The organism is Streptomyces sp. LS1784 (genome assembly GCF_020103755.1).
Lineage (GTDB): Bacteria > Actinomycetota > Actinomycetes > Streptomycetales > Streptomycetaceae > Kitasatospora.
This window is the reverse complement of sequence record NZ_JAHSQD010000222.1, coordinates 1-12,651: the sequence shown is the minus strand read 5'-3', so window position 1 is coordinate 12,651 and position 12,651 is coordinate 1. Positions and strand designations below refer to the sequence as shown.

The window sequence follows — 12,651 nt, the reverse complement described above, 5'->3', positions numbered from 1 at the left end:
CGGAGCCCCTGCGCGCCTCCACCGCGCTGACGATCCACTCCGGCACCACCTCGCTCCCGGCCTCCGCCCCGGCCGGCCCGGCGCCACCCGGCGGCTGCCCGCGCACCCCCGCCGCCCACCGGAACGCCGTGGTACCACGGGTGAGATCGTGCCCGACCGATCGGGCGTCGATCTCGGCCCGACTCCGCTTCACCTCTCCGTCCATCCACTCGCGCACCCGCAGCCGGCCGCTCACCAGCACCGGATCGCCCTTGGCCAGCGAACCGATCAGGTTGACCGCCAGCGCCCGCCAGGCCGTCACCGCCACCCACTGCGTCTCGCCGTCCACCCAGCACTCGCGCTGCCGGTCGTACCGCCGCTCGGTGCAGCCGAGCCGGAAGTTGGCCATCGGCACCCCGCCGCTCGTTTCGCCGTAGCTCACCTCCGTCGCCACATTGCCGATCACCGTCACGTGCGTCTCGCTCACGGCACACCCTCCGTTCTCGCCGATGCACCGTACGGAATCGATCGGTGCGCCTTGAGCGTGCACTTCGGAAGAAATCCCGGCGACCGACTTCCGAAATCCTGTGGATAACTCGGGCCTGTGGAACTGCTGTCACTCGCGGGGGTGAATTTCAGCGTTCCGCCGCCGCTTCGCCCCCCATCTCTTCGCGGCCATGACAACAAACCCGCTGCTCCTCGCCCCGACGGCACACCCGGGAGCCCGCCCCGGAACCCGCCCGGGAACGCTCTCCGGAACGCACCCCGGCGGGCGTTCGCGCACGTCATCCGACCGGCGCAACCGCGATTAAGGCCCCCCACCCGCACCGTCGGCGACACATTCTCCGTGCCGAATCCATAACGGGTGAGGAGGCAGCCCCGTAACGACTGCACAACGTCCGGCTCGGAACACTCCCAGACCGCTGCACTCACGGCCTTCACCTGCGATTATCGGACCGCTCCACCGAACCGACACACCAACGGCGGTGTCGTCACACCCAGCCTGGGAACCGGACACCCTTATCCTGTCCCCGACAGGGCGAGGGCCCACCACCCCCACCCTCAGGTACGGGGCCGGACAGCGTGCGCCCCGGCGCCCGCCAGCCCGATCCCGGCCACGGTCGCGCCCACCAGGGCGCCGCCCGCCCCGCCCCCATAGCTCAGCGGATAGAGCACCCGCCTTCTAAGCGGTAGGTCGCAGGTTCGAATCCTGCTGGGGGCACCACCCGCCGATTTCGCAGGCCGTCGCGTCGGCGGACACTTTCCGTGGCCGTTTCGGGCCATTCGGTCATCACTCGCGCCAACCGCCCTGCACACCCGTCGCACGGAACTCGTGACCGTACGTGTCGTGGCCGCCGCGGAAACGGGGGCCGAAAACGGGGTCAACCGGAACAAGCGGAATTCCCGGTGAATCCCCGCCCGAACGCACCGGTCCACCCACCGACCGGGCCGCCCCCGACCGGGCCGGGACGGACCGCTCCGCCCCCGACCGGACCACCCCGGCCTACGCCGCCAGTCCGGCCAGATAGGCGTCCAGCAGCTCCGTCTGCCGCTCCGCCGGGAAGTCCTCCGGGGCGAACAGCGCCTGGACCACCAGGCCCAGCACGAAGGCCTGCGCCCCCGCGGCGAGCGCGGCCGGGTCGGCCTGCGCCGGGAGCTCCCCCAACCGCTGGGCGTCCGCGACGTGCTCCGTGAGTGCCGTGCGCGAGCGCGCGTAGCGGCCCGCGTGCGCGGCCGCCAGCTCCGGGTCGGCCAGGGCGTGGTCCCAGGAGCCGACCCAGATCCGGTTGTCGGCCGCGGACTCGCCGTCCAGCGGCAGGACGTCCAGCAGCGACGCCCGCACCCGGGCCAGCCCGGCCGGCGGCAGGCTGCCGTCGGTGGGGGCGGTGCGCCGGGGCCGGGCCAGCGAGCGCCGGTCCAGCTCCTCCAGCGCATGGCTCAGCAGCGCCCGCTTGTTCGGGAAGTAGTGCGTCAACAGCCCGGTGGAGGCACCCAGTTCGGCGGCCACCGCGCGCAGGGTCAGCCCCTCGAAGCCGCGGGTGGAGAGCACTCGCCACACCCCCTCGGAGACTTCCGAGCGGCGGGCGTCATGGTCTCCACGGGCCGGTGTCATGGGGGCTATCGTACATACCAAACGTTTGTTATGAATGATCCAGCCAACCTCAGCACCCCCCGTGAAAGGCCGCCCGTGTTTGCCGTACCGCTCACCGAGAACGCCGAACTGCGCCCGCTGGAGCCCTGGCAGGCCCCCGAGTTCCTGACCCACCTCGACCGCGCCCGCGCCCACACCGACCCGTGGATCCCGTGGGCCACCTTCTCGGTCGACCTGGACTCCGCCCGCGCCACCCTCCAGCGCTACGCCGACGGCCTGGCCGCCGACCAGAAGCGGATCTACGGCATCTGGCTGGACGGCACGCTGGTCGGCGGCGTGATGTTCGTGCACTTCGACGCCCAGTCCGGCGTCTGCGAGATCGGCGCCTGGACCGAACCGGCCGGCGAGGGCCACGGGCTGATCACCGCCGCCGTCAAGCAGCTGCTCGACTACGCCTTCGTCACCCGCGGCATGCACCGCGCCGAGTGGTGGTGCTCCTCCGTCAACGCCCGCAGCCGGGCGGTCGCCGAGCGGCTCGGCATGACCCGCGACGGCGTGCTGCGCGAGTGGTACCCGTACAACGGAGTCCGCTACGACAAGGAGATCTGGGCCATCCTGGCGCCGGAGTGGACCAGCCGGGCCTGAAGGGCCCGGACCGGGTGCGACGCCGGGCCCGGTGGACTCCCCGTCCACCGGGCCCCGCACCCCGCCGCCGGCCCCCGGCCGCCGGCCCGTCAGGCGGTCGACGCCTCCTCGGCCGACCGCAGCCGCAGCACGCACACCAGTGCCAGCGCCAGCACCCCGCCCGCCGACAGGAAGACCACGTCCACCGCGTCCGTGAAGCTGCGCACCGCGTGCTCGTGCGCCGCACCGGTCAGCGCCCGGACCGCGCCGAGCGGCCGCCCCGGCTCACCCGCCTCGAAGACCCGGGACAGCACGGTGCCGAACAGCGCCGCGCCGAGCGCGCTGCCGAGGCTCTGGAAGAACCGGATGCCGGTGGTCGCCACGCCGAGCTGGTGCCGGGGCGCCGCCTCCTGCACCACCGTGATCAGCCGGCCGATCAGCTGCCCCAGCCCACAGCCCAGCAGGGCGAGTTCGGCCAGCACGGCCCACAGCCCGGTGTCCGGCCCGCTGAGGCCGAGCAGGGCGAGGGCCAGCGTCGCGCAGGCCGCGCCGACCGCCAGGAAGGTCCGGGTCGGGTGGCCGCGCCCGGTCAGCCGGCCGACCACGATCCCGGCCGCCGTCATCCCTGCCGCCATCGGGATCAGGTAGAGGCTGGCCGCGGTCGGGGCGACGCCCCGGGCGACCTGGAGGTAGAGCATCACGTACATGATCGAGCCGATCATGCCCATCCCGACCAGGCCCTGGATCGCGAAGCCCAACCGCACCGCGCGGATCCGGAACAGCGAGAGCGGCAGCACCGGCTCGGCGGCGGTGGCCTGGCGCCACAGGAAGAGGCCGAACGCGCCCAGGGTCGCGGCGGACAGCCCGAGGATCACCGGGGACGTCCAGGCGTGCTCCTTGCCGCCCCACTCGGTGACCAGCAGCAGCCCGGTCGCGAAGGCCGCGGCAAGGGCCGCGCCGACGAAGTCCAGGCTCCGGCGGCCGGTCGCCGGCGGCAGCTTGACCACCAGGGCGACACCGACCAGGACCAGCAGCCCCAGCGGCAGGTTGATGTAGAAGATCCAGCGCCAGCTGAGGCGGTCGGTGAACAGCGCGCCGACCAGCGGCCCGACCGCCATGCCGAGGCCCGCGATGATCCCGCCGATCGCCCCGCCCTTGCCGCCGCCGCGCTCCTCGGGGTCCTTGAACTGGGCGATGACCACCATGGTGACGCTCATCAGCCCGCCGCCGCCGATGCCCTGCACCGCCCGGAAGGCGATCAGCTGGTCCATCGACTGCGCCGCCCCGCAGAGCGCCGAACCGAGCAGGAAGGTGCCGACGGCCCCGAGCAGCACACGCTTGGCGCCGTACGCGTCGCAGAGCCTGCCGTACAGCGGCAGCAGCGCGGTGGCGGCCAGGGCGAACGCGCTGACCAGCCAGGGCAGCCGGTCGACCCCGTGGACGGGGTCGAGGTCCCGGACGATCGGCACGGTGGCCGCCGACACGATGTTCATGTCGAGCACCGCCAGCACGATCGTGACCAGGCAGAGCAACATGCCCAGCCCGCGCTGGGCCCGGGTCATCAGGGCGGGTGCGGTCGGGTCGGACGCGGTCGGCGCGGGTGCGCCCAAGGTGTCGGATGGCATCGGAAAGTCCCCCGGAATCAGTGGAGTCGGGCCCGGACCGGCGTGGTCGGGCGGGCTCGGCATCACCATGGCAAACTTTTTATACCTGGTCAATTCTTCATCCAGATCAATCATTCAGCCGAGTCAATCTTTGATCCTGGTACAGTTCCCCTCATGGCGACCCGCACCGGCATGAACCTCGGCCGCGACATCGATCTCGACGCGCTCCCGCTGCGCGAGCGCAAGAAGATCCAGACCGGCATCCGGATCTGGCGCACCGCGATCGCCCTGTTCGCCGAGCGCGGCTTCGACCAGGTCTCGGTGGCCGAGATCGCGGCCGCCGCCGAGGTGTCCAAGATGACCGTCTTCAACTACTTCCCGAGCAAGGAAGACCTGGTCATGGGCCCCATGGAGCAGCACCTCGACGAGCCGGCCGAGGTGGTGCGCGAGCGCGCCCCGGGCACCTCGGCGGTGGCGGCGCTGCGTGAGCAGTACCTGTCCGCGCTGGAACGGTTCGACCCCGCCACCGGACTGAGCGACCAGCAGGTCGTGCTCGACGTGATCCGGCTGATCCATCACACGCCCGCCCTGCTGATGCGCGCCACGGCCGGCTTCGACCACCGGGCGCAGTCCCTGCTGACGGCCGAACTCCTCGCCCAGGACCCGGACCACGACGAGCTGACCGCGCGGATCGCCGCCGCTCAGCTGCTGGCCACCCGCCTGGCGCTGACCGGCGAGAACCAGCGCCGGATGATGGCCGGCGAGAGCGCCGCCGACGCCCTGCCCGAGGCCCTCGACCGGGCCCGCCGCGCCTTCGCCCTGGTCGAACACGGCCTCGGCGGCTACTGCGCCCGCACCGCCTGAGAGAGTTGGCGCACCACGACCGACCGGAGGTGCGCATGGACCAGCCGCTGCTCACGCGGGACCGCTCCGCCCTGCCCGCCCAGGCCGAGGGCCTCAACGCGTACGTCGGCGAGGACGGCGTCGCGGTCCTGGAGTTCACCCGCCCGCACCGCCGCAACGCGGTGACCCTGGCGATCTGGCAGGCGCTGCCCAAGGTGCTGGAGCAACTGGCCGGCCACGGTGGCGTGCGCGTCCTGCTGCTCACCGGGGCCGGCAACACCTTCAGCGCGGGCGCGGACATCGCCGAACTCTCCGAGGTGTACGGCGATCCGGACCGCGCGGAGGCGTACCACGCGACCAACGTCGCCGCCGAGGAGGCGCTGGCGGCCTTCCCCCACCCGACCCTCGCCGTGGTGCACGGCGCCTGCGTCGGCGGCGGCTGCCAACTGGCCGTCGCCTGCGACCTGCGGTTCGTCGCCGAGGAGGCCCGGCTCGGGATCACCCCGGCCAAGCTCGGCGTGGTCTACCCGGCGGTGCCGACCGTACGGCTGGCCCGGCTGATCGGCCCGGCCCGGGCCAAGTACCTGCTGTTCTCCGGCGAGTTGGTGACCGGCCGGGACGCGCTGCCGCTGGGTCTGGCCGAACGCGTCCTGCCGGACGCCGAACTGGACGCCGCCGCGCTGGACTTCGCCCGGCTGCTGACCCGCCGCTCGACCCACACCATCGGCGCGGCCAAGGCCGTCCTGAACGCCCCGCCCGAGCAGGCCGACGAGGTCCTGGCCCCCTGGCTGCTCCGCTCCCGGGAGGGCTCGGACGTCCGCGAGGGCCTGGCCGCCTTCCTGCAGGGCCGCCCCGCCCGGTTCTGAGCCGGGCCCGCCACCGGGCCGGGGAGCCGGCGGACGGGGCCGCACCGACACCCGTACGATCATCCGGCCGGAATCCGTCCGCCCCTTCACGCCCCCGGAGCACCCACCCCGATGACGACCGAGGCCGAGGCCGCGCCCGCCCCCACCCCCCGGACGATCCGGGCCCGCCGCATCACCGACGGCCTCGAACCGAAGAACGTGATCATCGTGCTGCTCCCCTTGCTGGGCGGCCTCCGCTACGGCTGGCCGGGCATCGGCTGGGCGGTGTTCGCCGCCCTGTTCGCCGCCGTCGTCCCGACCCTGTTCATCCGGCGCGGCATGCGCCAGGGCACGGTGGCGGACCGTCACGTCGGCCACCGGCAGCGCCGGCTGACCGTCCTCCCGTTCATCATGGGCTCGGTGCTGCTCAGCTTCGCGGTGATGATCGGACTGGACGCCCCGGCCGACCTCACCGCACTGGTGCTGGCGATGTTCGCCTCGCTGATCCCGATCCTGGTGATCACCGCCTGGTGGAAGGTCTCCGTGCACACCGCCGTGGCCACCGGCGCGGTGGTCTGCCTCGCCATCGCGCTCGGCCCGCTCTGGCTGCTGCTCGGACCGCTGGTCCCGGCGATCGGGTGGTCCCGGGTGGTGCTGCGGGACCACACCACCGCGCAGACGGTCGTCGGCTCGGCGGTGGGCGCGCTCGCCGCCGGGCTCACCTTCTGGGCCGCCCGGTAGCGGGCCGCCCACCGGCGGACCGCCCGCCGACCGGCTGACGGATCGGCTAGCGGATCGGCATCCCCGAGATCGCCCGGGCGATCACCAGCCGCTGGATCTCGCTGGTCCCCTCGAAGATCGAGTAGATCGCGCTGTCCCGGTGCATCCGCTCCACCGGGTACTCCCGGGTGAAGCCGTTGCCGCCGAGGATCTGCATCGCCTGCGCGGTCACGTACTTGGCGGTCTCGCCCGCGTACAGCTTGGACATCGAGCCCTCGGCCGCGGTGAACGGCCGGTTGTTGACCGCCATCCAGGAGGCCCGCCACACCAGCAGCCGGGCCGCGTCGATCCGGGTCCTCATGTCGGCGAGCTGGAAGGCCACGCCCTGGTTGTCGATGATCGGCCGGCCGAACTGCTCGCGGGTCTTCGCGTAGTCCAGCGCCACCTCGTACGCGGCCCGGGCGATGCCGATCGCCTGCGCGCCGACGGCCGGGCGGGAGGCCTCGAAGGTGGCCATCGCCGCGTTGCCCTTGCCGCCCGGGCGCTTGACCCCCTCGCGGGCCCGGGCCAGCCGCTCGTCCAGCTTGTCCTTGCCGCCGAGCAGGCAGCTGCCGGGCAGCCGGACGCCGTCCAGCACCACCTCGGCGGTGTGCGAGGCGCGGATGCCGTGCTTCTTGAACTTCTGGCCCTGGCTCAGCCCCGGGGTGCCGGGCGGGACGACGAAGGAGGCCTGGCCCTTCGCGCCGAGCTCCGGGTCGACGGTGGCCACCACCACGTGCACGGCGGCGATCCCGCCGTTGGTGGCCCAGGTCTTGGTGCCGTCGAGCACCCACTCGTCCTTGGCCTCGTCGTACACCGCCCGGGTGCGCAGCGCCGAGACGTCGGAGCCGGCGTCCGGCTCGGAGGAGCAGAAGGCGGCCACCTTGACGTCCTCCGGCGTGCCGAACATCTGCGGGGTCCAGGTGCCGATCTGCTCGTCGGTGCCGTTGGCCAGCACCGCGACGGCGGCCAGGGTGGTGCCGACGATGGACAGCCCGATGCCCGCGTCGCCCCAGAACAGCTCCTCCATGGCGATCGGGATGCCGACGCCGGAGGGGTCGAAGTACTGCTGGGCGTAGAAGTCCAGCGAGTAGATGCCCAGCTTGGCGGCCTCCTGGATGACCGGCCAGGGGGTCTCCTCGCGCTCGTCCCACTCGGCCGCGGCCGGTCGCATCACGTCGGCGGCGAAGCCGTGCAGCCAGTCGCGTACGGCGAGCTGGTCCGCGCCCGGGTCCAGCGAGAACGTGCTGCTCATGGTGCTTGCCTCCGAAGACGTGTGCGGCCGACCAGGGTGTTACCTCCGGTAACATCGTCGGAGTCTGCTACTGATTGGTAACCGGTGTCAACGCCCAGGCAGACCCCGCCGAACCCGACCGCGAGGAGCAGCGCATGTCCCGAGAGCCCCGCCGCGAGCAGCTGCTCAACGCCGCCGACCGGGTCATCCAGCGCGAGGGGCCGGGCGCCAGCATGAACGCCATCGCCGCCGAGGCCGGCATCACCAAGCCGATCCTCTACCGCCACTTCGGCGACCGGAACGGCCTCATCGGCGCCCTGACCGAGCGCCACACCGGCGGACTGCTGGCCGCCGTCCGGGCCGCCCTCGCCGAGCCGCTGGAGCGCCGCGACCGGGTCGAGCACGTACTGGACACCTACCTCGCCGGCATCGAGGCCCGCCCCCAGGTCTACCGGCTGCTCACCCACCCCGAGCCGGGCGACCCGAACGGCGCCGGCAACGCGCTCGCCCCCGCGCTCAAGCAGATCGCCGAGGAGATCACCCGGGCCGTGCAGAGCCAGGTCGACCTCGGCGCCGACCGCGACCTGCTCGCCGAGGCCTGGGGCCGGGGCATCACCGGCATGGTGCTGGCCGCCGGGGACTGGTGGCTGGAGACCAGGCCCTGCTCACGCACCCGGATGGTGCAGGCGCTGGCGGACCTGCTCTGGGGCCGGCTGGCCGCCGCCGCGGACCTGCCGACCGCCGTCCTGCCGCCCGCGCCCGCCGAGCCGCAGGCCCAGAACGCCAACTGAACTCCCCTCGCGCGTAAGGCCCTTGCCTGCGCAAGCCTTGTGTGCACGACCCTTGTGCGGCGGGCGGCAGCACGGGCATCATCGGGCCCCACCCCCACCCCCGCCGTGTGAGGTCCCCGATGCGCCTGCGCCGCACCGCCGTCGTCCTGCTGCTCGCCGCCACCGCCGCCCTCACCGCCGTCCCGGCCTCGGCCCACGGCGGACAACCGGACCGCTTCCCCACCGGCACCGTCACCGCCGCCGACGGCCGCACCGCCCTCACCGACGCCGAGGGCCGCCGCCTGCGACTGCGCGGCTTCAACCTCGACAAGTACGCCGAGGCCACCGCCGCCGACCTCGACGCCGTCGCCGCCCAGGGCTTCACCCTGGTCCGGCTGCCGGTCTCCTGGACCAGGCTGGAGCCCGAGCGCGGCCGTCTCGACCCCACCGAGCTGCACCGCCTCCAGCGGCTCCTCGACCGGGCCGACCGGCTGGGCCTGCTGGTCCTGGTCGACTTCCACCAGGACGTCTACGGGCCGAAGTTCGGCGGCGGCACCAACGGCATCCCCGTCTGGGCCACCCGGGACGACGACCTGCCGTTCACCCCGGACCCGGACGACTGGTTCGCCGGCTACTTCCAGCCCGCCGTCCAGGCCGCCTTCCGCCACCTCTACGACGACCCCGACCTGCGCGCCTGGCAGGCCGACTTCTACACCCGGCTCGCCCGCGAACTGCGCGGCCACCGCTCGCTGCTGGGCTACGACCTGTTCAACGAGCCGTTCGGCCCGGTGGACGGCGACCCGAGCGACCCGGCCGTGCTGGCCGCCGCCTCCGCCGCCCTGGAGCAGGGCCGGCTCGCCGACATGTACCGCCGCCTGATCGCCGCCGTGCGCCGCTCCGACTCCCGCGCCTGGCTGTTCGTCGAGCCGACCGTGCTGGTCGGCCAGGGCGTGCCCACCCAGCTGCCCGGCTTCGCCGACCCGCGCCCCGGCGCACCCCGGCTCGGCTACGCCCCGCACTTCTACGACACCGCGGTCGAGGGCGGCGCCGACTGGAACCCCGCCGACGGCTTCGTGGAGCAGTACACCGCCGCGATCACCGGCTACCCGGCCGCCCACCGCCTGCCCGTCCTGGTCGGCGAGTGGGGCCCGCCCGACTCCCGCACCCCGGGCAACTCCGAGCTGGTCCGCCGTCAGGTCGCCGCGATGGACGGCTTCGCCGAGGGCTGGACGATGTGGTACTGGTGCCGGGGCAACGGCGGCTACTGCGCGCTCGACCCGGCCGGACGCCCCGCCCCCGGCGACGAACCCGCCTTCGGCCCCTACCCGGTGGCCGTCGCGGGCACCGACGTCCGCGTCGACGGCGCCACCGTGCGCTGGCGCGCCGACGGCACCGGGCGCGGCAGCGAACTCCTGCTGCCCCCGGCCGCGTTCCCGCACGGCGCCCGGGTCGCCGTCTCCCCCGCCGACGCCCGGGTCGAGGTCGTGCAGCCGACGGACGGACGTGCGGGAACCGTACGCATCCGGCTCCCGCACGCCCGCCCGGGCACGACCGTGACGGTCTCGCTCACCGCCCGTTAGGGCCCGTCCTGTCGATCGGCCCGGCCCCGGGAACGACCGGCAGGACGGGCCCTGGTCACACCAGCCCCCGACGGACCAGCAGCGGCCCGGTCTCGGGCGCCCGGCCGACCACCGCGCGGAAGGACTCCAGCGGGTCCCGGCTGAACCCGCGCGCCAGCAGCTCGCGCCGGAACAGCTCACCGCTCTCCCGCACCGGGCGCCCGTTGCCCTCGAACCACTGCACGGTGTCGGCGTCCAGCACCTCCGACCAGATGTACGCGTAGTACGCCGCGCTGTAGCCGCTGGCGAAGATGTGCTGGAAGTACCCCGTCCGGTAGCGCGGCGGGATCGCGTCCACCGCGATCCCGGCCGCCGCGAGCGCCCGCGCCTCGAACTCCTCGGCGTCCGCGATCCCCTCGCCCTGCGGCACGGTGTGCCACGCCCAGTCCAGCAGGGTGGCCGCCAGGTACTCCACCGTCCGGAAGCCCTGCCCGAAGCCCTCGGCCGCCGTCATCCGCTCGACCAGCTCGGCCGGCAGCGGCTCCCCGGTCGCGTGGTGGCGGGCGTAGTTGGCCAGCACCTCCGGCCGGACCATCCACATCTCGTTGACCTGCGAGGGGAACTCGACGAAGTCCCGGGGCACCGAAGTGCCCCAGAACAGCGGGTAGCGCACGTCCGAGAACAGGCCGTGCAGCGCGTGCCCGAACTCGTGGAACAGCGTGCGCACCTCGTCCCAGTCCATCAGCGCCGGCTCGCCGGGTGCCGGACGCGGGATGTTGAGGTTGTTCAGCACCACCGGCCGCTGCCCGGTCAGCCGGGACTGGGCGACCAGCTCGGACATCCACGCGCCGCCGCGCTTGGACGCCCGGGCGTGGAAGTCTCCGATGAACAGGCCCAGCGGGCTGCCGTCCTCCTCGAACACCTCGTAGACCCGCGCGTCCGGGTGGTGGGCCGTCAGGTCCGGCCGCTCCGTGAAGGTCACCCCGTACGCCAGGTTCGCGGCGAAGAACACGCCGTCCCGCAGCACCCGCTCCAGCTCGAAGTACGGACGCAGCACCGCCGCGTCCACCTGGTAGGAGCTCTGCCGGACCTTCTCCGAGTAGTACGCCCAGTCGTGCGCGGCGATCTCCCCGATCCCGTCCGCGGCGGCCTCCCGGGCCAGCTCCCCGGCCTCCCGGCGGGCCATCGCCACGGCCGGGCCGACCAGCCGGGACAGCAGCGCGGAGACCGCCTCGACGGTGCCGGCCGTCTCGTCCGCCACCACGTACGCCGCGTGGCTCGGGTACCCCAGCAGCGCGGCCCGCTCGGCGCGCAGCGCGGTCATCCGGATCGCCAGCGGGCCGTTGACCTCGACGCCCCGGCCGAGCGAGGCGGCCAGCAGCCGCTCGCGCACCGAGCGGTCGGTGAGCTGGGCCAGCTCGGCCTGACCGGAGGTGTTCCGCACGCTCAGCACGTACTTCCCCGGGTGGCCGAGCACCCGGGCGTTCTCCGCGGCACCGGCGATCGCGCCCTCGGAGAGCCCGGCCAGCTCCTCGGCGGAGTCCAGGACCAGCGCCGCGGCCCGGGTGTCGGCGTTCACGTTCTGCTGGAACGTGGTGCCGAGTGCGGCGAGTTCGGCGTTCAGCTCGCGCAGCCGGGCCTGCTCGGCCGCGCCCAGCCGGGCGCCCGAGCGCACGAAGGCGGTGTACCGGCGCTCCAGCAGGCGCAACGACTCCGGGTCCAGGCCGAGCCCGGCGCGCTGCTCGTACAGCGCCTCGATCCGGGCGAACAGCGCGAGGTCCAGGTGGATCGCGTCGTGATGGGCGGCGAGCAGCGGGCTCACCTTCGCCTCCACCTCGTCCAGCACGTCGGTGGTGTCCGAGGAGGACTGGTTGAGGAACACCGCGGCCACCCGGCGCAGCAGCGCCCCGGAGCGCTCCAGGGCCACCAGGGTGTTCTCGAAGGTCGGCCGGCTCCGGTCGGCGGTGATCGCCGCGATCTCGGCCAGCTGCTCGGCCATCCCCCGCTCGTACGCGGGCAGGTAGTGCTCCTCGCGGATCTCGGCGAACGGCGGGAGCTCGTAGACCAGCGGACTGGCCTGGAAGAACGGGTTCTCGGTCATTTCGCGAACCATACGCCGTGTCCCCCGCCCTGCCCACGCGCTTTCCCGCCCGTTGCAGATGCCTGCTTGCCATCCGTTGTCGTACCCACCCGTTAACGTCGACGCCGCGGACCCGTCGGTCGCGGGCCGCTGCGCGCCCGCGCCCCGTACCCGTCCCCGCACGCCCGACCGCGCGCCGGAGAGGAGCAGCCCCCGTGGCACCCAGGACCGCCCTCGCGCCCGACCCGCACGGCCCCGGCGG

The 12,651-nt window shown here is 73.6% G+C and carries 11 protein-coding genes and 1 tRNA gene; 7 read left to right on the top strand and 5 right to left on the bottom strand.

The window, feature by feature from the left end; all coding sequences use genetic code 11:
* On the bottom strand, positions 1–466 hold a 466-nt coding region (locus KS423_RS23955; RefSeq protein WP_224281720.1), incomplete at its 3' end, for a single-stranded DNA-binding protein.
* 662 nt (positions 467–1,128) lie between these two features.
* Between KS423_RS23955 and KS423_RS23950 the strand changes: the two genes are divergently transcribed.
* A tRNA-Arg gene (locus KS423_RS23950) sits at positions 1,129–1,204 on the top strand.
* 279 nt (positions 1,205–1,483) lie between these two features.
* Here KS423_RS23950 and KS423_RS23945 read toward each other — a convergent pair.
* The gene (locus tag KS423_RS23945; protein ID WP_224281719.1) at positions 1,484–2,092 is read right to left on the bottom strand and encodes a TetR/AcrR family transcriptional regulator; all 609 of its coding nucleotides are present in this window, start codon (positions 2,090–2,092) and stop codon (positions 1,484–1,486) included.
* Positions 2,093–2,167: 75 nt separating this feature from the next.
* Between KS423_RS23945 and KS423_RS23940 the strand changes: the two genes are divergently transcribed.
* Positions 2,168–2,716, top strand: coding sequence for a GNAT family N-acetyltransferase (locus KS423_RS23940; protein WP_224281718.1), 549 nt, complete (start codon positions 2,168–2,170; stop codon positions 2,714–2,716).
* Between the two features lie 89 nt (positions 2,717–2,805).
* Here KS423_RS23940 and KS423_RS23935 read toward each other — a convergent pair whose 3' ends face one another.
* On the bottom strand, positions 2,806–4,257 hold the full coding sequence (locus KS423_RS23935) for an MFS transporter (RefSeq protein ID WP_224281721.1): 1,452 nt from the start codon (positions 4,255–4,257) through the stop codon (positions 2,806–2,808).
* 216 nt (positions 4,258–4,473) lie between these two features.
* Here KS423_RS23935 and KS423_RS23930 point away from each other — a divergent pair, with 216 nt between their 5' ends.
* The 3 genes from KS423_RS23930 (at position 4,474) to KS423_RS23920 (ending at position 6,728) form a co-directional block, all read left to right on the top strand.
* On the top strand, positions 4,474–5,163 hold the full coding sequence (locus tag KS423_RS23930) for a TetR family transcriptional regulator (protein ID WP_224281716.1): 690 nt from the start codon (positions 4,474–4,476) through the stop codon (positions 5,161–5,163).
* Between the two features lie 35 nt (positions 5,164–5,198).
* Positions 5,199–6,008 carry an enoyl-CoA hydratase/isomerase family protein gene (locus KS423_RS23925; protein ID WP_224281715.1) on the top strand — a complete coding sequence of 270 codons (810 nt, stop codon included), beginning with the start codon at positions 5,199–5,201 and terminating at the stop codon, positions 6,006–6,008.
* A gap of 111 nt (positions 6,009–6,119) precedes the next feature.
* A complete protein-coding gene (locus tag KS423_RS23920; protein WP_224281714.1) occupies positions 6,120–6,728 on the top strand; it encodes a hypothetical protein in 609 nt (202 codons plus the stop codon).
* A 46-nt stretch (positions 6,729–6,774) separates the two neighbouring features.
* On the opposite strand, the gene KS423_RS23915 is transcribed toward KS423_RS23920, so the two are convergent.
* The gene (locus KS423_RS23915; protein WP_224281713.1) at positions 6,775–8,001 is read right to left on the bottom strand and encodes an acyl-CoA dehydrogenase family protein; all 1,227 of its coding nucleotides are present in this window, start codon (positions 7,999–8,001) and stop codon (positions 6,775–6,777) included.
* Positions 8,002–8,135: 134 nt separating this feature from the next.
* Between KS423_RS23915 and KS423_RS23910 the strand changes: the two genes are divergently transcribed.
* Entirely contained in the window at positions 8,136–8,771 is a 636-nt protein-coding gene (locus tag KS423_RS23910) for a TetR family transcriptional regulator (protein WP_224281712.1), read from the top strand.
* Positions 8,772–8,890: 119 nt separating this feature from the next.
* Entirely contained in the window at positions 8,891–10,330 is a 1,440-nt protein-coding gene (locus tag KS423_RS23905) for a cellulase family glycosylhydrolase (RefSeq protein WP_224281711.1), read from the top strand.
* Positions 10,331–10,385: 55 nt separating this feature from the next.
* Here KS423_RS23905 and KS423_RS23900 read toward each other — a convergent pair whose 3' ends face one another.
* Complete coding sequence (locus KS423_RS23900; RefSeq protein ID WP_224281710.1) at positions 10,386–12,410, bottom strand: M3 family metallopeptidase; 2,025 nt, start codon at positions 12,408–12,410, stop codon at positions 10,386–10,388.
* Positions 12,411–12,651: the final 241 nt, after the last annotated feature.